This is a genomic window from Sulfurospirillum sp. SCADC, from assembly GCF_000743525.1.
Lineage (GTDB): Bacteria > Campylobacterota > Campylobacteria > Campylobacterales > Sulfurospirillaceae > Sulfurospirillum.
Genome location: NZ_JQGK01000003.1, coordinates 1 through 19,375 on the forward strand (window position 1 = coordinate 1; position 19,375 = coordinate 19,375).

Annotated in this window: 18 protein-coding genes and 1 tRNA gene; 12 read left to right on the top strand and 7 right to left on the bottom strand. The window is 41.4% G+C overall.

Translation table 11 applies throughout. From position 1 onward, the window contains the following. Positions 1-164 precede the first annotated feature (164 nt). The 5 genes from JU57_RS02385 to JU57_RS02405 form a co-directional block, all read right to left on the bottom strand. Positions 165-1,604 carry a TrkH family potassium uptake protein gene (locus JU57_RS02385; protein ID WP_037956501.1) on the bottom strand — a complete coding sequence of 480 codons (1,440 nt, stop codon included), beginning with the start codon at positions 1,602-1,604 and terminating at the stop codon, positions 165-167. 14 nt (positions 1,605-1,618) lie between these two features. Further along, positions 1,619-2,959: an NAD-binding protein gene (locus JU57_RS02390; protein ID WP_037956504.1), complete on the bottom strand. Its 1,341-nt coding sequence runs from the start codon at positions 2,957-2,959 to the stop codon at positions 1,619-1,621. 131 nt (positions 2,960-3,090) lie between these two features. Beyond that, on the bottom strand, positions 3,091-3,570 hold the full coding sequence (locus tag JU57_RS02395; RefSeq protein ID WP_037956507.1) for a hypothetical protein: 480 nt from the start codon (positions 3,568-3,570) through the stop codon (positions 3,091-3,093). Positions 3,571-3,621: 51 nt separating this feature from the next. Further along, positions 3,622-3,698: transfer RNA gene (locus JU57_RS02400), tRNA-Ile, on the bottom strand. Positions 3,699-3,778: 80 nt separating this feature from the next. Then, positions 3,779-4,885 carry an FtsW/RodA/SpoVE family cell cycle protein gene (locus tag JU57_RS02405; protein WP_037956509.1) on the bottom strand — a complete coding sequence of 369 codons (1,107 nt, stop codon included), beginning with the start codon at positions 4,883-4,885 and terminating at the stop codon, positions 3,779-3,781. 57 nt (positions 4,886-4,942) lie between these two features. Here JU57_RS02405 and JU57_RS02410 point away from each other — a divergent pair, with 57 nt between their 5' ends. From JU57_RS02410 to JU57_RS02465, 12 genes are all read left to right on the top strand, one after another. Further along, entirely contained in the window at positions 4,943-5,926 is a 984-nt protein-coding gene (locus JU57_RS02410) for an RluA family pseudouridine synthase (RefSeq protein WP_037956511.1), read from the top strand. Then, complete coding sequence (locus JU57_RS02415) at positions 5,853-7,109, top strand: hypothetical protein (RefSeq protein WP_294875390.1); 1,257 nt, start codon at positions 5,853-5,855, stop codon at positions 7,107-7,109. The genes JU57_RS02410 and JU57_RS02415 overlap by 74 nt, the downstream gene beginning before the upstream one ends. 9 nt (positions 7,110-7,118) lie before the next feature. Further along, positions 7,119-8,297: a tRNA (guanosine(46)-N7)-methyltransferase TrmB gene (gene trmB / locus JU57_RS02420; RefSeq protein WP_037956513.1), complete on the top strand. Its 1,179-nt coding sequence runs from the start codon at positions 7,119-7,121 to the stop codon at positions 8,295-8,297. Next, the gene (locus JU57_RS02425; RefSeq protein ID WP_037956515.1) at positions 8,281-8,952 is read left to right on the top strand and encodes an ABC transporter ATP-binding protein; all 672 of its coding nucleotides are present in this window, start codon (positions 8,281-8,283) and stop codon (positions 8,950-8,952) included. Before trmB ends, JU57_RS02425 begins: the two co-directional genes overlap by 17 nt. Further along, entirely contained in the window at positions 8,939-9,748 is an 810-nt protein-coding gene (locus JU57_RS02430) for an FtsX-like permease family protein (RefSeq protein ID WP_037956517.1), read from the top strand. Before JU57_RS02425 ends, JU57_RS02430 begins: the two co-directional genes overlap by 14 nt. Further along, positions 9,745-10,971 carry a M23 family metallopeptidase gene (locus tag JU57_RS02435; protein WP_037956519.1) on the top strand — a complete coding sequence of 409 codons (1,227 nt, stop codon included), beginning with the start codon at positions 9,745-9,747 and terminating at the stop codon, positions 10,969-10,971. Before JU57_RS02430 ends, JU57_RS02435 begins: the two co-directional genes overlap by 4 nt. A gap of 67 nt (positions 10,972-11,038) precedes the next feature. Then, entirely contained in the window at positions 11,039-11,758 is a 720-nt protein-coding gene (gene pyrH, locus JU57_RS02440; protein WP_037956522.1) for a UMP kinase, read from the top strand. Between the two features lie 10 nt (positions 11,759-11,768). Then, complete coding sequence (locus tag JU57_RS02445) at positions 11,769-11,984, top strand: DNA-directed RNA polymerase subunit omega (RefSeq protein ID WP_037956525.1); 216 nt, start codon at positions 11,769-11,771, stop codon at positions 11,982-11,984. A gap of 9 nt (positions 11,985-11,993) precedes the next feature. Beyond that, positions 11,994-14,150: a RelA/SpoT family protein gene (locus tag JU57_RS02450; RefSeq protein WP_037956528.1), complete on the top strand. Its 2,157-nt coding sequence runs from the start codon at positions 11,994-11,996 to the stop codon at positions 14,148-14,150. Between the two features lie 27 nt (positions 14,151-14,177). Continuing rightward, the gene (gene tyrS / locus JU57_RS02455) at positions 14,178-15,383 is read left to right on the top strand and encodes a tyrosine--tRNA ligase (RefSeq protein ID WP_037956879.1); all 1,206 of its coding nucleotides are present in this window, start codon (positions 14,178-14,180) and stop codon (positions 15,381-15,383) included. Continuing rightward, positions 15,383-16,480, top strand: coding sequence for a nitronate monooxygenase family protein (locus tag JU57_RS02460; RefSeq protein ID WP_037956531.1), 1,098 nt, complete (start codon positions 15,383-15,385; stop codon positions 16,478-16,480). The genes tyrS and JU57_RS02460 overlap by 1 nt, the downstream gene beginning before the upstream one ends. Next, on the top strand, positions 16,464-18,080 hold the full coding sequence (locus JU57_RS02465; RefSeq protein WP_037956534.1) for an N-acetylmuramoyl-L-alanine amidase: 1,617 nt from the start codon (positions 16,464-16,466) through the stop codon (positions 18,078-18,080). The genes JU57_RS02460 and JU57_RS02465 overlap by 17 nt, the downstream gene beginning before the upstream one ends. Here the strand turns inward: JU57_RS02465 and JU57_RS02470 are convergent. Both JU57_RS02470 and JU57_RS02475 read right to left on the bottom strand, forming a co-directional pair. After that, a complete protein-coding gene (locus JU57_RS02470) occupies positions 18,067-18,801 on the bottom strand; it encodes a molybdopterin-binding protein (protein ID WP_037956537.1) in 735 nt (244 codons plus the stop codon). The genes JU57_RS02465 and JU57_RS02470 overlap by 14 nt on opposite strands. Beyond that, positions 18,801-19,373, bottom strand: coding sequence for an adenylate kinase (locus JU57_RS02475; RefSeq protein WP_037956539.1), 573 nt, complete (start codon positions 19,371-19,373; stop codon positions 18,801-18,803). Before JU57_RS02475 ends, JU57_RS02470 begins: the two co-directional genes overlap by 1 nt. Between the last annotated feature and the right edge of the window lie 2 nt (positions 19,374-19,375).

Sequence of the window (19,375 nt, forward strand, 5' to 3'; positions counted from 1 at the left end):
TAAACTGTTATAATATCTCGCTCCATAATCTCGCCTCCCACGGCTTTTTATGGAGTCTCAAGCAATTTTTAGACCCTTCTTCGCAACTAGCAGTTTGGGTTTAAATAGATTAAAGGCGCAATAGATACGTTTTTCAATCCTTACATGTAAAGAGTGAAAAACGTTTAAAACTTCTTCCAAAAATGACGACTGAGCATCATAAAAACGGTGTAACACTCTAACCTTCCTATAATCATCGCTGCAGAAAGAACCAATTTATCATACCATGTAAAAAAGGCGTAGTTTTGCGAAGGTCCTGTAAGATTAAGGCCAGGACCGATATTGCCTATCATGGCAATGGAGGTACTAAATGCGGTTAAAAAATCAAATCCTCTGGCAAACAAATACATCGTAACCCCAAACGCCGTTAAAATAAACAGTGCAAAAAAGCCAAAAACTGAGTTGATGATGGAGCTTCTAATCTGCTTTCCATCGACAAAAATAGAGGTGATGACATCGGGCTGAATGGTGCGCTTGATCTCCAGTACGATATTTTTAAAAAAGAGCACGTAGCGAATCATCTTAATACCACCTGCCGTTGAGCCCGCATTCGCACTCATGATCATAGCGATGATAGCGATCATCATCGTAAATTGACCCCATTTTTCATAATCCAGTGATGCAAATCCTGTGGTCGAAGCCAGTGTTGTAACGGTAAAAAAGGAGTGCATCAATGAGTTGTAAAAAGAGTTTTGCGTTGACAGTGTGTGTTCAAGCGCCATCGCAAACGATAAGAAGACAATAAGCCCAATATACCACTGGTTCTCTTCGGTATTAAACGCCCATTTATCGCCGTTAAAGAAACGAATGTGGGCTAAAAAGTTGATGCCTGAGATCAGCATGAAAAACGTTGTTGTCCAGATCACACCATCGCTAAAGCCGGCTAGTGAGCTATTCTTAGTAGAAAAACCACCGGTCGAAATGGTCGAAAAAGCATGGTTAAGGGCATCAAACCAGTTCATACCAAAGAGCATCAAAAGCGCAAAATTGGCCAGTGTAAAGAGGATATAAACTGCCCAGATACGGTTAGCAGTATCTTTGATCTTAGGCGTGATTTTATCCATCGAAATGCCCGTCGATTCGGCTTTAAACAGACTCAGTGACCCGCTAGGATTGATCAGTGGTAAAAGCCCAACCCCTAAAACGATGATACCAATACCCCCAATCCAATGCATCAAACTTCGGTGAAACAAAATGGCTTTGGGCAAGATTTCAACATCAGTATAAACACTTGCCCCTGTGGTGGTAAAGCCGCTGATCGCTTCAAAAAAAGCACCTGCAGGATCAATTTTAGTGTAAAGCACGAGTGGGATGGCTCCACCAATTCCTAAAAGAATCCAGATAAAATTAACCGAGACAATGCTCTCTTTAATGCCAAGCGTCATCTCATCATTTTTAAGAATCAAAAAGGTGGAAAGGTTAATGATAAACAGGGCAAACATCGATACAGCGTAGATAAAAACATCTTCGTTGTAAAAAAAACCTACAATAGGGGGAATGAGGAACAAAAAAAAGACAACCAGTCCAACAGCAGAGACAAATTTTAGAATGCTTTTAATACTCATGGCGTTCTTTTACATTAGACATTTTGCTGAAGCCATTTGGCTACAACGTCAAAATCGGACTCTTTGGTGAACGCGACAATCACATCATCGCATTCAAAGGTTGGGATCAGACGGTATTCGTAAATATCATTCCCTCGTAAGATAATAAAATGTCCTTTATCATCCACTTTATCAGGCAGGTGCAGTTTCTCACCAATTAACGAGGAGGTAGCATCAATTTTACGCATAATCACAGAGCCTTCGCCACCACAAAATTTCTTTTGGATGACAATACTGTTGGATTGAATGCGCTCTAAAATGGAGTAGTAGGCATTGATCTTTTCACCTCTCACCACTTCGATATTGAGGTTGCGCATCAAAGAGGAGTACGCGATGTCATTGTTGATACCGATGATCTTTTTGATCCCTTTTTGCTTGGCTTCAATACATTTGGTGATGTTATACTCATCGTTTTTCGTCGCAGCGATAAACATGTCGGTATCAAAACGGGTTTTATTGACGATATGATCGGCATCATAGGTTGTTTTAAGCACGGTTGCTTTGTTTTTGAGTTCAATATTGGCTTTGCGGCACAGCTCAATGTTTTTATCCATAATCTGAACATCAATCCCTTTTTTCAAGAGTACCTTTGCAATCTCAACGCCAAGCGAATCGGCTCCAAAAATAACACAATTTTTAATGGGAGTAGAAGGTTCATTGTTTTCGCACACGAGTGAGCGAAGGGAGAGAATGGCACTAGGAAAGGCAAAGAGGTAGACCAGATCATTCGGAAGCATCGTCTCCACAGGTTTGGGGACAAAAAACTGCTTTTGACGCTCCATCCCTGCAACGGCAAGTTCGCCATTGAGTTCACCCACAAAGGTCGAGATCATACGTGGTGTAAAGTTATCTTTGAGTCGGATGGAAACCAGAAGCGCTTTAGTGAACGCAAGGGCTTTGGCATTGTGTGCGTGAGAGAAATCGACAAGGTATTTAAAGGGTTGCGCTGCTTCAAAAGAGGGAACAATGGTCTCGTTAATGTTAAGCTTTGTTTTGACCTGTTCACTGGCAAAGAAATTGTTTTTAAGACGAATAATCTTGCGCTTAACCGTTGCAATGTTGTCAATAATTAAAGAAGAGAGAAGATTCACTTCATCCGAATCGGTGACGGCGATAAAAAGATCGATGTGTGGGTTAATCCCAAGGTAGGTATGGGGATTTTCAATATTACCACAAATTCCTAAAACGTCGAGGTTTTCGTGGATGTTTTGAATGGCATACTCGTTTTGATCGATGATCGTCACGCTGTTGTTGTGCATCAGGTGTTTGGCTATATTGTAGCCAACTTTCCCTGCACCTGCTATAATCACTTGCATAAGGTTTTATCTCTCATAAAGTATTTTCAATGAACGTATAAAAGAGTATTGTATCACATTCTTGTAAAAAACAAGAGAGCGTTAAGAGAGGTAAAATACGCGTCAAGCAAGCCTCAGCAAAGCAGCCAAAATTACTTTCGACTGCTAGATTCGGTGTACTGTTTCATACTCTCCATGTATGTATCGCGAAGCGTATTGACATAAGCAGTCGCTCTTTTCGTATCGGTGATCGTTACCAAGGCTTCATTGCCATATTTATCACTGATTTTTGAAAGATCATACGAGAGTTTAGATTTTTCATTGATTTTTTGAAGAGCTTTAAAAAAAGCTTCATCCATCTCTTTGTTTTTAAGTTTATCGTTTTGATACAGGTAGAGTGCAACGCGGTAGACTTCATCTTTGTCGGTGCTATAGACTTCAACGTATTCGATGGCGTTGTCAAGAAGTTTAATGTTGAAATAATTTTGATCCTTGGTCACACAGGAAAACTCAGTACATTTGAAACCATTGGCTTCTAAAAAAGCTTTCTCTTTACCAATAAGATCATCTAAAAAACCAGCAGAAAGAGTGATGTGTGAAACAATTGCTAGAAAAAGAAGGGCTTTTTTCATAACATTTACCTTTGTGTATCAAATTAAACAAATTCAAAACTAAGAAGCATGTGGTGGGTCCTGAGTGGCTCGAACACTCGACCACCCCGTTATGAGCGGGGTGCTCTAACCAACTGAGCTAAGGACCCATTTTAAAGAGTGAAATTGTATCTTTTTAATTGTTAAAAGAATATAAAAAATAGATGAAAAAACAACGTTAGATACGGCGTTAGAGCGAATATTTAATGGAACGATAGGTCGGGTCAAATCGGAACGCTAAAAGGTTTTCCAAAATGCCAAAAAGAGCGAAAAAAGTGATGAAACTGCTGCCGCCATAACTGTAAAAAGGAAGCGGCACACCTACCACGGGAGCAAGCCCTATGGTCATCGCAATGTTGATGCTCATGTAAAAGAAAATGAGCAACGAGATCCCACTGGTGATGACTCTGGCAAAGTAATCCTCTTTGAGAATGAAATTGAGGCTGAGAAGATGGGTGACTAAAAAGGCGTAACACAATATTAGCCCAAGCGCGCCCCAAAAACCAAGGCGCTCAACGGTATACGCAAAGATAAAATCGCTGGTCGCAATCGGTAAAAATTTGTAGTGGGTTTGGGTCGCCTCACTGCGCTCTTTTCCTGTGAGTCCGCCTGAACCAATGGCGATGATGGATTGCTTCACGTGGTAACTGGGTTTTTCGGAGACAAAATCTGCAATACGCTGTTTCTGATAATCGTGCAAGCCATTGTAGAGCAGTGGACTGCTGATGCCGATGAGAATCGCCAAGGTGATCCAGATCTTTTTATGCACACCGATGACAAAAAGCGTGCCATAACCAAGCAGCAGTAAAATCATCGCCGTACCCAAATCAGGCTCTTTTGCTACCAGAATAAAGGGCAAAACGATGTAAAAGCTCAGTTTAAAAAACGATTTCCAACCATACCCTTTTTCATCGGGAGGATTGTGTTTAATGAGATAGGCAAGCATGAGAATAAACGCAGGTTTAAAAATCTCAGAGGGTTGAATCGTAAAGTGCACAAAAGGGATCTCAAGCCATCGTCGAGCGCCCAGTTTTGCAATGCCAAAGAAATCAACACTCACGAGCAAGATGATGGTCATCCAGTAGAAAAAAGGGATGACCCATTCAATTTTTTTGATGGGAATAATAAAAAAAATAAAAAATGCCAAAAAACCAACCGCGTAGTAAACGATCTGTTTATTGGCGAGCATTCCACTGGCCTCAGCGATCAGATAATAGGAGAGGGTGATGATAGGAAGGACGAGTATAGGAATTAAAAAATCAAAATGTGTTAAGATGCGCCTATCAATTTGAAACACTAGATCCCTTTGGAACGTTTTGGAAAGTATATCAAAAAATAGAGGAAAGTAGGCTGGATGGAGTTTACATGTAAAGAGTCAAAAAGACTCGATGCCGCCATGAGCGAAGCGCTGGAATTATCGCGCAATCAGGTCGAAAAACTGATTAAAAACGTCGGTGTCACGGTTGATGGAAAGCTGTGTACGAAATGCAGTTTAAAGCTAGTAGAAGGCAATATCGTTCGTTATGAATTTATTGAGGCGACGCAAAGTCTAAGCAGTTATGACATTGATTTTGATGTGCCAATTTTGTATGAAGATGATGATCTTTTGGTGGTCAATAAACCGCCGTTTTTAACCGTGCATGGCGCACCAAGCGTAAAAGAAGCAACTCTGGTCGATTGGCTTCAGTTTAAAGGCATCAATCTCTCAACGATCAGTGGTGAAGAGCGCCATGGTATCGTCCACCGCATCGATAAAGAGACGAGTGGCGCGCTGGTCATCGCTAAAAACAATGAAGCTCATGTAAGCCTCTCGTCGCAATTGGAAGATAAAAGCATGGGCAGATACTATCTTGCGCTCATCGATCTGCCCCTTAAAGATGATATTGTCGTGGAACTTCCCATTGGTCGTAGTGTGAACAATCGCCTTAAAATGGATGTTGCAAAACGAGATGGACGCATGGCAAAAAGTGCCTTTGCAAAACTTTTGACTTCGCGTGATGGTAAAAAAGAGCTCATTGCTGCTAAACTCTTTACGGGGCGAACCCATCAGATCCGCGTGCACCTCCAAGCGCTTAGCCGTCACATTTTAGGGGATAGTTTATACGGCTTTAAGAGCCAAAATGGTACAATACCCAGAGTTATGCTACATGCGTATATTGTGTATCTTAAACATCCAAAAACAGGGCAACTGTTGCAAATACATGCTCCATTATGGGATGATTTTGATGCCTATTTAACACACCATTTCAGTAAGGAAGAGGTCAATGAAAAAATTACTTTGGATAGCATCGTTAATGGCTTTAAGCTTAATAATCACTGGTTGCGAAAAGACACTTGAAACACCGAAAGAGCCCGTCGTTGACGCTTCACTACCTCGTGTAGAGAGTATTCGAACTCTGCCAGGTTCCACCGAGGTTGGTTTTGAGTGGACACCAATTTACAGTGCGCAAATTGAAGGGTATTATCTGTACCGTCAAAGTGGCAACAGTATGAAAAAAATTGCGACGATTAAAGACCGGTATATCTCACACTATGTGGATACCGAGTTAAAACCCAATACCAGCTATGCCTACCAGATGAGCACCTATTCACCCGACAAACATGAATCAGGACTCAGTATGGTGGCGAATGTGACAACCTTAGCACCTGTTGCAAAGAGTGCAACACTCGGTTCCGTTGAGCCTGTTTCGTTTATCACCGCGATTTCAGAGCTTCCTGCGCGTATTAAAATTATTTGGCGACCGCATGCGATGGCGAATGTGGAGTACTACATCATCGAGCGCAACGAATACAAATCAACCTCATGGGATGAAGTGGGTAAGGTCAAAGGCAGGTTGAATGCCGAATACATTGATCAAGATATTAAAGATAACTACGTCTATCGGTATCGTGTGAAAGTGAAAACCAATGACGGTGTTCTCTCTAAACCAAGTGATACCGTAGAAGCACATTCAAAAGCACTTCCACGCGCAATTACAGGCGTGAAAGCAAGTTCTAATTTACCGAAAAAGATTGTCTTGACGTGGAGCCCATCCACAACGAGTGATTTTGCCTATTATAAAGTGTATCGTTCACCCACATCGAGTCTCTTTTACAGTTTTTATGGTAAAACGGTCAATACCGAGTTTGAAGACTTGATCAATGAAAATGGCAAAACTTATTACTACCGTGTTGTCGCCGTGGATGTCGATGGTCTTGAATCTAAGCAAGAAGGCACGGTAACGGGCATGACGCTCTCCGCGCTCAATTCTCCTGTGGTGCGTTCGGTGAAGCATGATGGTGGCTCCATTTATATCACATGGGGTGGGGATGATAATGCGATTAAATACACCATCACCAAAGAGTTTGAGCTCTCAGGCAAGACCCAAAAACAGAGTTTTACCGGTATTTTTGAAAGCAATTTTATTGACCAAGATACACTGCCTGGCGTGGAGTACAAATACAAAATTATTGCAATCGATAAATACGGCATTGCGTCGAATCCTTCGGATAGCGTCGTTATCAAAATTCCAAAGGAATAAAAGCTTTTTATGCCAAATTTTCATACCAAGACACTTAAACCTTTAGGCTACCCTTGCACGTATAACGAGACCACCTTTACGTATGAAGCGCACTCTAAAAGAGGCAATACGCTGGTGATGGCGTCAACGCAAGGGGAGCAGGTACTCATTCGGATTCAGCAAAAAGAAGACGGAGTTTTGTTGGTCAAGGGCGATAAAGTCACCCGTCCAACCCAAGCCTCTTTTTTGCAAAAAGTGTTGATTGATTTTCGTGATGCGAGCGAAGCTGAGGAGATTTTCACCAACATTGAGCCTAAAAAGTTCTTACATGTAAAGCATTCGCCCTACCTCAAAGAGATCGAATTTTTTGCAAACCATTTTGATGTAGCGCGCGAAATTTGGGTCGAAATTGGCTTTGGAAGCGGACGCCATCTGTTGCATCAAGCCAAGAAAAATCCGCATATCCAATTTATTGGACTGGAGATTCATAAGCCTTCCATCGAGCAGGTTTTAAAACAGTGTGAGCTTCAAACTATCGAGAATATTCTCGTGATTGACTATGACGCGAGACTGTTTATGGAGTTTTTACCTTCCAATGTGGTGGGGCGCATTTTTGTGCATTTTCCTGTCCCTTGGGATAAAAAACCACACCGTCGTGTCTTCTCCGCCGCCTTCATTGAAGAGGCACTGCGTGTCTTACATGTAAAAGGGACATTGGAGCTTCGAACCGATAGTCCGCTCTATTTTGAATTTACCTTTTCGCAGATGATGCAACTGAGCAAAGCGGATGTACATGTAAAGAAAAATGCTGATTTAGAGATTACGAGTAAGTACGAAGATCGTTGGCGTAAAATGGAAAAAGACATCTACGATGTGATCTTAACCAATGAAATTGAGGCTGCACCGATTCCAAAACTGGGTCGGTTGCACTTTGATGCAACGGTTAATTTTGCCAAGATTCGAGATGCGTTTAAAGACGAACTTTTGCGAGGTCAAGGCTTTTTTGTCCATTTTGAAGAGCTGTTTGAAATCAATGAAAAAAGTGGCTTAATTCGCCTCTCTTTTGGTGCGAATGAACGCAATGAGCGCTGTTTTATACAGATACAAGAAGGAAAAGTAACATATCTTCCTGAGACAATTTTAGCAACCAAAAGCAATGTGGCAGCCCATACCTTAATTAAAGAGTGGTTTCATGGAATATGTGATTAAAGCCAGTGGCTTAAATATTAGCTATGGCAGAGATGAGCCCATCATTACCGATGCAAGCATGCAGATCAAAGCGCAAGAGTTTGTGTTCATTACAGGTAAAAGTGGTAGTGGCAAATCAACGATTATCAAATCACTCTATGGCGAACTTTTCCCCAATCACGGCAGTTTAAATGTGTGTGGTGTCGATTTTAAAAACATTAGCAGTTCCAAACTCAACCTCTTAAGACGCTATTTAGGCGTGGTATTTCAAGATTACAAACTGATCGATGAGTGGACGGTGGAGCAAAATGTGATGTTGCCCCTCATCATCGGCGGATTTTCAAAAGGTGTCTGTACCAAGCAGGCGCACAAGCTTTTAAAACACGTGAAGTTATTGCATAAAATCAATAAATATCCGTATGAGCTCAGCGGTGGTGAACAGCAACGTGTCGCGATGGCAAGGGCTCTTGCGCACAATCCCGTCCTCATTTTAGCCGATGAACCAACGGGCAATTTGGACAGTTACTCCAGTGAAGTGATCTGGAATCTGCTCAAAGGTGCCAAAGAGCATTTAGGCACAACCGTACTGGTGGTAACGCACAATATTCCCTCAACGTTAGGGATCGATTATAAACACTATTTCTTAGAAAGCGGCGTCTTACATGAGGTCAGTTAGCAGCCATTTTTCCATTATGATCTCTGTTTTTGTTCTGCTTTTTTCGTTTCAATTTACGAATCTGATTAAGAGCATTGTCAACGACTACGCGACCAAAGTGGTCAATGACTACGCGATTGTCGTTGTCTCTTCCAATGAACTCAAAGAAGATGAGCTTAAAAAGCAAATTCCTGAGATCGAGTCGATCAGTGAAATCAGCAGTAAAAAGATCTTGGATCGTCTTAAAAATGATATGTCTTCTAAAAATTTAGCCCTTTTGCAAGTAGCATTGCCGAAGTTTTACTCGCTCAAACTAGAATCGATTCCCAATAAAAAAAGAGTCGAAACCATCAAACAAAAACTCTTAGGTATGACCTCCATTACGCGCATTGAAACCTTTGCGAAGACGCATGAAAAGATGTTTAAAATGTTACAGCTTTTGCAAACGATGGTCTATATTTTTGCATTTTTTGTTGCGTTTGTGGCGATTTTACTGATCTTTAAACAGATTCGTATTTGGACTTATGAGCATCATCGACGTATGTCGATTATGACACTTTTTGGTGCCTCTTTCTTTATGAAAAGTGCGATGTTGTACCGTATGACACTGGTCGATTCACTCTTTAGCTCTATTGTAGTGTGTGCTCTTTACACTATTGCCCCTCAAATGGGCGTTGTTCAAACGTTTGCCGCTGAGCTTGATATTGTCATTCCTCCTTTTGATCTTTTGGTGGAAGGAGGCACACTGATAGGTGCGTCTATCCTCTTTTCACTCTTGGCTGTGACGATTGTTGCACGGAAGATTGGTCGTGTATGAGAGCATGGCGTTTAGGCGTGGTCCTTTTGCTGCCATGGATGGTGCTTGCAGCTCCCAATACAGCACAAAAAATTGATGAAAAAGCCAAAACACTCCAAGAAAAACTTCAAGCAGAGAGGCAAATTCATGGAAAACTCCAAGATATAGCCAGTGACATTGTTGAGGGCGAAAAAGAGATTGAGAAGATTAAAGATAAAATTGAAAATTTAAGCAACACGATTGATGAATCCCAAGAGACGGTGGCGCGTAAATCCGAATACCTTGAAAAGCTCACCAAAGATACCCAACTGCTCTCCTCACAAAAGAAGGATTTAGAGCAGAAAATCATCAAAATTATTGCAGAAGACTTCTCCTTTTATCTGGTTTCTGATAGTGATTATTTGGACAATGAAGATGGCATTTTAGTCGATGAAGTGCTTCAAAAGATGGATACGATCATGCGCAAAGAGTTTAGTAAACTCTCCTCTGATTATAAGCAAATCAACGATCAAATCTCCTCTCAAAGCCAAGAAATCAAGACGATTCATACGGAAATTCAAAGTGCAAAAAGTAAAAAAGATGAGTTAATTTCTTTAGAAAAAAAGCGTGAAAGCTCTATTTTGACGCTCAATGCTAAAAAGGAGAGTTACAAAAAACAGCTCGATGATATTGCCAAAGAGCGTGATGAAATTCGCACAACGTTGGAACAACTCAAAATCATTAAAGTGCAAGAAGAGAGCAAACGTTTAGCTGAAAAAAATGCTGCCAAACGAGATAAATCGCCTACAACCGTGGGTGGTAGCGATAATAACATCCGACAAATTGGCTCTTCGTATCAAAACAGCACGGTTAAAAAATACGTAGGAGAGCGAACCATTGCTCCACTGGATAGTTACAATGTGAAGCGCAAGTTTGGCGACTATGTCGATCCGATTTACAAGATCAAAATTTTCAATGAATCGGTTGTCTTAGCCTCTTCAACCCCTGATGCAACGGTCAAAAGTGTCCTTAATGGTAAAGTCATTTTTGCCAAAGATACTGCTTCGATGGAAAAAGTGGTGATTATTGAAAATGGCGATGAGATTCATACGATTTATGCGCATCTCTCTAAAATTGCACCTACGATTCAAGTAGGGCAGAAGATTAAAAAAGGGTATGTGATCGGTCGTGTGGATAATGATCTCACCTTTGAAGTGACGCAGAAGAACTTTCATATTGACCCACTAGAACTGATTGCAAAGTAACTTTTTAGGTCTTTTAGGATAAAATAAAGAAGTTTTCTATGCCTAGAAGCAGAAAGGTTTATACAATATGGAGAAGAGAAAAAGGGTTTTAGTTAAATTCTCTGGTGAAGCGCTTGCGGGTGATAATGGGTTTGGTATTGACACTTCGATTTTAAAATTTATCGCCGATGAGATCAAATCATTGGTGATTCATAACATTGAAGTGGGTATCGTCATCGGTGGGGGAAATATCATCCGAGGAGTGAGTGCCGCAAAAGATGGTATTATCAAACGGACCAGCGGAGATTATATGGGAATGCTATCCACCGTGATCAATAGCATTGCAATGCAAGAAGCATTAGAGCACGTTGGAATGGAAGTACGCGTTCAAAGTGCGATCAAAATGGAAGCGATTTGTGAGACGTTTATCGTTAGACGTGCACAACGTCACTTTGAAAAAGGGCGTATTGTTATTTTTGCCGCAGGTACGGGCAATCCTTTCTTTACAACCGATACAGCCGCAACACTGCGAGCAATTGAAATTGGCGCTGATGTGATTATTAAAGCAACCAAGGTTGATGGTGTTTATGACAAAGATCCTAAAAAATTTCCAGATGCTACAAAGCTGGCTGAGCTTACGTACGATAGAGCGATGGATGATAATATTAAAGTGATGGACGATACCTCTATTGCACTTGCAAAAGACAATAATCTTCCGATCGTGATCTGCAATATGTTTGCCAAAGGGAATTTACAGAAAATTATTGAGGGTAACTTAGAGAGTTGCTCAATCGTTAGAAATAAATAAGGAAACTAAAATGGAAAGAACAGAAGAAATTACCGCAAGAGCCCTATCCCTTGTCGGACAAGATCGTTATCGATTGGTTATGATGGTTTCTAAAAGAGCGGATCAGCTTTCAAATGGTGCAGAACCACTCATTAAAGCGGATAAAAACAAACAAAAGTTTACAGACATTGCCCTTCTTGAAATTGCCGAAGGCAAAATTAGATTAGAATCTATTACGGACTTATAGTAGCCTGTTTTGGAAGAGTTAGTCGAGATTGTTAAAGAGTGTAAACGCTCTGATAAAGCGGTTGAACTCTTATACAAATACATTAAACCATCTGCCAATGTTGAAAAAGCCGTTGCTTTTACGATAGCCAAACATCAAGGGCAGTATCGTAAAAGCGGTGAAGAGTATGTCATTCACCCTATCTTAGTGTGCGTTTTTGTCGCCTATTTAGGGGGAGATGAATCAATGATCGTCGCTGGCTTATTGCATGATGTCGTGGAAGATACCTCCTGTTCTTCCGAAGATATTAAAGCGATGTTTGGCGAAGAAGTCGGGCATTTGGTGGATGGTTTGACGAAGATTGTTGAGATTCGAGACATAGAACTCATCCCTTCGTCCTCCAACGACAAATTGGTCGCTTCTGCGCTTACTTTTCGCAAAATGCTCATTGCCTCCATTCGCGATGTTCGTGTTTTGGTCGTCAAATTGTGCGATCGTTTGCACAATATGCTTACTCTCGCCGCACTTGATCCGATCAAACAGCGTCGCATTGCCGAAGAGACTTTGGTGGTGTATGCCCCAATTGCGCACCGTTTGGGTATCTCTTCGATTAAAAATCTTTTAGAAGATTTCAGCTTTTACTATGTCATGCCCAATGAATATAACAAGATCGATGGTTATATCAAAGAGCATGGGCAACAACTTCAACTGCGTCTCAATCACTTTATCTCTAAAATTAAGAACCATATGCTTCAAGAGGGATTTATCGAGAGTGATTTTACGATTCAAAAACGTATTAAACACTACTACTCCATTTACCTTAAGATGCAGCGTAAAGGGGTGACGATTGAAGAGGTTTTGGATCTTTTAGCGATTCGCATTATTGTGCGTACACCGATTGATTGTTACCGTGCGCTTGGGATTGTGCATCAGCATTTTAAACCTCTGATTTCGCGCTTTAAAGATTATATTGCGATTCCAAAAGAGAATGGGTATCAGACGATTCATACCACCGTTTTTGATGACAAGTCCATTGTTGAGTCACAAATACGAACCTATGATATGAACAAAACGGCAGAGTATGGCGTAGCCGCTCACTGGAAGTACAAATCAGGCGGACTCAATCCAAAACTCGATTGGCTCAATGATCTGAACAACCAAAATGAAGATATTGAAAATATTGAAGATTTTTATGCGATTGCCAAAGATAATCTCTACAGCGAAGATATTGCCGTTTTTTCGCCTAAAGGTGACATTTTTACATTGCCACGAGGTGCCACGGTTTTAGACTTTGCGTACGAAGTGCATACCGAAGTAGGGACGTACGCGGATGAAGCGTATGTGAATAAACAAAAAGTTCCCCTTTTAAGCGAGCTGAAAAACGGTGACATCGTTCGCATCGTCACCTCAAAAGAGCCCAAATACCGATGCAGTTGGGTCAATAGCGTCAAAACAGGAAAAGCAAAAAGTACGATTCAAGCGAATTGTCGTCAAAAGATTAAAGAGATCAACCATAAAGTGGCGATTAAAATTCTTTCTCATGCGTTTGGCGTGGCAGAGAATAAAGTTGAAGCATGGGTTGAACAAGAACATGCAACGAAAAAAATCTTTAAAATCGCAACCGATTCGATCTATTTGCAAGATGTCTCGAACACCCTCAAACTTTACGCGATGCAAGATACCTTGCTTTTTCCTCTGCTTAAAAAAGATCGTTATCACATTAAAAAACAGAAGTTTGAGAACATTGTGATTTATTCAAACCATCATATAGCCAACGTCTATTTTGACTATTGTTGTCATCCAAAACGGGGTGATGACATTGTTGGATTTAAAAAAGGCAATGATGTGTTTGTGCACCATAAACTGTGTGAACGAGCGGCTAGTTTAATGGAAGAGAGCGAACCAATGGTCTTTGTAAAATGGACGAAAGAAGCGCCCGATCGTTACAAACTCATTGTAAGTTTAGAGAATAAAAAAGGATCTTTAGCCTCATTTTTAGCTTATTTGGCTAAAATGCAGATCAATTTGGTGACCATAGAGCTTGGAAAAGCCGAAGATGAGGGGCATGCAGACTATTTTGAGATGATTTTAGAACTGCCTGACAAAAACGTCAATGCTGTGCGTGAAAACCTCAAAGGAAAATACCGCGTGATCGAATTTGTGTCGGTCAATGATGCTTATAAATAATCGAAGAAGGAAATAAGAGATATGGATATGCGGATTCAAAATGCGCTTAAAGAGATCAAACGAGGCATTAGTGAGATTATTGATGAAGAGCGTATTGTTACATTACTCAAAAATTATTTTGAAAAAGGGGAGACCTTTTTCGTCAAAGCAGGGTTTGATCCTACCGCTCCTGATCTTCACTTAGGGCATACGGTTTTACTTCAAAAAATGGCACTGCTTCAAAAATTTGGCGCCGTTGTACAATTTTTAATTGGTGATTTCACCGGCATGATTGGTGACCCAACGGGTAAAAATGAGACACGTAAGAAATTGACACGCGAAGTGGTTTTAGCCAATGCGCAAAGCTATAAAGAGCAAGTCTTTAAAATTTTAGACCCTGAAAAAACCGTTGTTATGTTTAACTCAGAATGGTTAAATTCACTGGGGGCGAGTGGTTTAATTGAACTGACAACGACCTTTAGTGTTGCGCGTATGTTAGAGCGTGAAGACTTTGAAAAACGCTACAAGTCTCAAATGCCTATTTCGATCAGTGAGTTTTTATACCCACTGCTTCAAGGCTATGACAGTGTTGCGATGAAAAGCGACATCGAAATGGGTGGAACCGATCAGAAGTTTAACCTTTTGATGGGACGTCATATGCAACGCACCTACAACATCGGCAAAGAACAAGCGGTTATTATGATGCCTCTGCTTGAAGGGCTCGATGGCGTCAATAAAATGAGCAAGTCGCTCGGCAATTACATTGGTGTTACCGATGCCCCTTCTGAGATGTTTGGTAAGATGCTCAGTATCAGTGATGAGTTGATGTGGCGTTACTATGAACTGCTCAGTACTCAAAGTTTAGAAGAGATTGTAGCCCTTAAAAACGAGGTAGAATCTGGCACTGTGCATCCAAAACATGCCAAAGAGATGATTGCGTTAGAAATCATTGAGCGTTACCATGGTAAAGCAGAAGCGCTGGAAGCTAAGGCTGAGTTTGACCGAGTTCACTCTCAAAATGAGATTCCAACCGATATTGAAACCTTTACATGTAACGAGTACCCGATTTGGATCGCCAAAGCTTTGGTGGATTGTGGACTTGAAATTTCGACGTCTCAAGCCAGACGCGATATCAAGCAAGGTGCTGTAAAACTGGATCAAGAAAAAGTAGACGATGAACAATTACAACTGGAATGCGGAGAGTATATTCTGCAAGTCGGTAAGCGAAAATTTGCTCGATTAAAGGTGCAGTAATGGCGTTTAAACCTCTTAAAATTGGCAAATACACCCTTGAATATCCGATTGTTCAAGGTGGTATGGGACTCGGTATCAGCTGGGATAAACTTGCTGGAACAGTGAGTTTAGAAGGCGGTTTGGGTGTCATTAGCTCTGTGGGAACAGGCTATTATGAGAACACACATTTTAGTAAGAAAAATATCAATACGCGTCCTTTTGAAACCGAGAATTTCTATTCAAAAGAGGCATTAACCGCGATTGTGAACAATGCACGTAAAATTTGTGGATCAAAACCATTGGCGATGAATATTCTCTACGCGATCAATGATTATGAGCGTGTTATTAAAGATTCGTGCGAAGCGGGCGTTGATATTATTATTACTGGAGCTGGACTTCCAACCAATATGCCTGAATTTACCGCGGATTATCCTGATGTGGCGTTGGTTCCCATTGTCTCTTCGGCAAAAGCCCTTAAGATTATCTGTAAACGCTGGACGCAACGTTACAACCGACTTCCTGATGCCATCGTCGTTGAAGGGCCTTTGAGTGGCGGACACCAAGGCTTTACCTACGAGCAATGCGCTATGGAAGAGTATCAGCTTGAAAATTTGATTGCACCTATTAAAGAAGAGATCAAAGCATGGGGCGATTTTCCACTCGTTGCCGCAGGTGGCGTATGGGATCATAACGATATTTTAAAAATGATCGCACTTGGCGCAGATGGTGTTCAAATGGGAACGCGTTTTATCGGAACTCATGAGTGTGATGCAGCTCAAAATTTTAAAGAAGTTTTACTCAAAGCGCATAAAGAAGATATTCAACTCTTTAAATCCCCCGTTGGCTACCCAGCGCGAGGGGTAAGAACCAATCTCATTCAGATGGTTGAAAAAAGAGAAGGTCCTCCTATTCGCTGTATTAGTAACTGTGTTAGCCCCTGTCACCGAGGACAAGAGGCTAAAGCCGTAGGGTATTGCATTGCCGATAGCTTGAGTGACGCCTACATGGGAAAATTAGAGACAGGGCTCTTTTTTACGGGAGCCAACGGTTATAAACTCAAGGAAATTATCAGTGTCAAAGAATTGATTGCAAAGTTGGTACATGGGGAAGAGAATTAGAGCATTCTTTGTTTTGGTGTTGATGTGTGGTGCTCTTTTGGGAGCACCCAACTACATGCAACAACTAGAGCAATACGATGTCCAAATGAAAAGTGCCAATAACGATGAGATGTTACGTGTCTTTCATGGGCTCAAAGCGATCTATATTCAATCGATTATCAAAAGTGATGATGCGCTTAAAAAAGAGACGTTAGAACGCCTTATTAAAACGGCAAAAATCCTTAAACTTGATGCGTCTAAGTATGAATCTGAACTCGCCACAATGAGTAAAGGAAGTCAAAAAACAGCCCCTTCCAAGCCTCTCATTCCTCCACCTGTAGCAGAAGAGAGTTTTGCAGAATCTAGCAGTAGTTCTAAAACAACAACGCTTCCTGTCGCAACGTCTGCTCTGCCTGCAACAACACAGCTCACTTCAACGCTTCCAAAAAGCTATAAGGGGAAAAATGTATTGCATCGTGTTACCACTAGCGAAGAGGAGATTGTGCTTGATTTTGGCTCTGCGGTTGCTGAAAATAGTGTCAAGGTCTTTGTCTTAAAAAGTGCAGATAGCTATAAAAAAATTATCGATCTTCCTGCTATTATTATGAATGCACCGCTAACCATTGCGACCCCTAAAAAATTGCAAAATCTACGTATCAGCCAGTACAATACCAATACGATTCGCATTATTTTAGATGCTTCCAGTGCCTTTGAAACGTATGTCAGTGTGTTGGATAATCAAGTGATTTTATCGTTGGATAAAAAACCCATTTTACGTGAGAAACGAACCATAGCACCAATGGCTGAAACTCCTAAGAAAATTCCCGTTGTGGCAGCAACTCCTGAGTCCTCTTCCAAATCGTATACGGCTGCAACTTCCGCGATTCCTGTAGCGCCAGCTCTTGCTCCAACTAAAGCTTCAAGTAAAAAAGGGATGAAAAAAGATAAAACGATTGTGATTGATGCAGGGCATGGTGGCAAAGATGCAGGCGCAATTGGGTATAAGCAACGCATGGAGAAGCACTTGGTGCTTGACATGGCGCTTCAGCTGGGAAAAGAGCTCAAATCTCGTGGATACAAAGTCTATTATACCCGTCAAAGAGATGAGTTTATCAACCTACGGGATCGCACCAAAGTCGCCAATGATAAAAATGCCGATCTGTTTGTTTCCCTACACGCTAATGCAGCACCAACGGAAGCCAAAAAACTCTCTATGAAAGGCTTAGAGACCTTTTTTCTCTCTCCCGATCGCTCAGAGCGTTCTAAAAACGTTGCTGCTTTAGAGAACCAATCGGATATGGAAGAGATGGATTTTTACTCCAAAGAGACCTTTCTTAATGTCTTTAATCGTGAAAAGATAGTGCTCTCCAACAAAATCGCGATAGATGTGCAATCAAGTATGCTCAAAAGCGTACGCAAAAAGTACAGCGTGGAAGATGGCGGTGTTAGAGAAGCACCTTTTTGGGTTCTCGTAGGGGCTACAATGCCTTCTGTTTTGGTGGAATTAGGCTACATCAGCAATCCTGAAGAGTCCAATAATATGTTCAATCCTCAGTACCAAAGGCATCTTGTCGAGGGAATTAGCGATGGTATTGATCAGTATTATGCTAACAATCCTTGATTGTTTTCCCTTTTTTCACAGCAGCTTTTTTAAAATAGCGTGACCACTGTTCTAAAAAATCGTGTTCATGGTGCGCAAGGTAAATTTCAACAATCCGTTTCTCCCCTACAAAACGAGGCAAAGAGGAGAAATGAAGCTCTTTGGGCAGTGCTTCCATAATCTCAATTAAATCATTTTCAGTAGATTCTACGATAAAAGAAGCCGTCAAGAGTGGCGGCTGTATAGGAAAATGCTGATTGAGGGCTTCTTTGACCATTTCCCATGACATAGAGGGAAAGCCTGGGGTAAAAAAGAAGCGATTGAACAGCGAAAAACCTGGAACATTATTGACCACATTGTGCAGTAGCTCAGCATGAGGAGGAAGCATCGCCATGTTAATACGGTGAGGATAAGCAGCGTCGCCAAACTGGTTAACAATGAGCTCTTGAGCTTTTACATGTAAAGCCAAGGGCTGAGCTGTGAAAACTTCGCTTGCGATAGCACGGGTAAGATCATCGGGTGTGGCACCAATGCCCCCGAAACAGAACATCACACTGTTAGGGTCTTGTAAAATCATGGTAAAGCAGTTTTGAATGAGAGCAGGGCTATCTTCGATCACGAAATTTCCTACATGTAAAAGTCCGCGGTTTCGTAACTCTTGGTTGATAAAGGCAAAATGTTTATCTACTCTGCGACCATTGAGCAGCTCAGTGCCGATGATCACAGAGTAGAAGTGGTGCATCAGATGTTGCTTTTAACGAAGCTTTCCATCTCGCTTACGATCTCTTCGATGGTACGCTCACCATTGATTTTATGCAGAAGGTTTTTTGCACCGTAAAAAGCTTGAATGCCAGCTAGTGGCTCTGTGTACACTTTCATACGGTTTTTGAAGACTTGAACGTTATCGTCCGCCCCACGTGCGCGTCCTAGAACACGGTCGCATGCAACTTGCTCACTGACTTCGACTTCAATGACAGAAACGAGTTTAACACTTGTCTCTGTAGCAAGGATGGCATCGAGTGCTTTCATCTGCTCATCAGAGCGTGGAAAACCGTCAATAAGGACAACATTTTTAGGGCTATTTTTGATAGCGCTCACGATGGTATTGATAACAATGTCAAGAGGAACGAGATTGCCTGCACTGACAAACGAATCAATCGTTTTACCCAGTTCACTACCACTTGCCACTTCATAACGAAGCAGTTCACCGGTTGAATAGTGTGCGATCACATCGCTATTTTTCTCAGCAATTAAACTCGCATCCGTTGTTTTACCACTGCCTGGGGCACCAATAATCAAAAATAGTTTCTTCATCT

Coding starts and splice junctions, on each gene's coding strand:
- pyrH (WP_037956522.1), top strand. CDS start 11,039: ATGGAGAAGAGAAAAAGGGTTTTAGTTAAATTCTCTGGTGAAGCGCTT.
- JU57_RS02430 (WP_037956517.1), top strand. CDS start 8,939: ATGAGGTCAGTTAGCAGCCATTTTTCCATTATGATCTCTGTTTTTGTT.
- JU57_RS02475 (WP_037956539.1), bottom strand. CDS start 19,373: ATGAAGAAACTATTTTTGATTATTGGTGCCCCAGGCAGTGGTAAAACA.
- JU57_RS02395 (WP_037956507.1), bottom strand. CDS start 3,570: ATGAAAAAAGCCCTTCTTTTTCTAGCAATTGTTTCACACATCACTCTT.
- tyrS (WP_037956879.1), top strand. CDS start 14,178: ATGCGGATTCAAAATGCGCTTAAAGAGATCAAACGAGGCATTAGTGAG.
- JU57_RS02425 (WP_037956515.1), top strand. CDS start 8,281: ATGGAATATGTGATTAAAGCCAGTGGCTTAAATATTAGCTATGGCAGA.
- JU57_RS02435 (WP_037956519.1), top strand. CDS start 9,745: ATGAGAGCATGGCGTTTAGGCGTGGTCCTTTTGCTGCCATGGATGGTG.
- JU57_RS02460 (WP_037956531.1), top strand. CDS start 15,383: ATGGCGTTTAAACCTCTTAAAATTGGCAAATACACCCTTGAATATCCG.
- JU57_RS02410 (WP_037956511.1), top strand. CDS start 4,943: ATGGAGTTTACATGTAAAGAGTCAAAAAGACTCGATGCCGCCATGAGC.
- JU57_RS02415 (WP_294875390.1), top strand. CDS start 5,853: ATGAAAAAATTACTTTGGATAGCATCGTTAATGGCTTTAAGCTTAATA.
- JU57_RS02385 (WP_037956501.1), bottom strand. CDS start 1,604: ATGAGTATTAAAAGCATTCTAAAATTTGTCTCTGCTGTTGGACTGGTT.
- JU57_RS02390 (WP_037956504.1), bottom strand. CDS start 2,959: ATGCAAGTGATTATAGCAGGTGCAGGGAAAGTTGGCTACAATATAGCC.
- trmB (WP_037956513.1), top strand. CDS start 7,119: ATGCCAAATTTTCATACCAAGACACTTAAACCTTTAGGCTACCCTTGC.
- JU57_RS02470 (WP_037956537.1), bottom strand. CDS start 18,801: ATGCACCACTTCTACTCTGTGATCATCGGCACTGAGCTGCTCAATGGT.
- JU57_RS02445 (WP_037956525.1), top strand. CDS start 11,769: ATGGAAAGAACAGAAGAAATTACCGCAAGAGCCCTATCCCTTGTCGGA.
- JU57_RS02465 (WP_037956534.1), top strand. CDS start 16,464: ATGGGGAAGAGAATTAGAGCATTCTTTGTTTTGGTGTTGATGTGTGGT.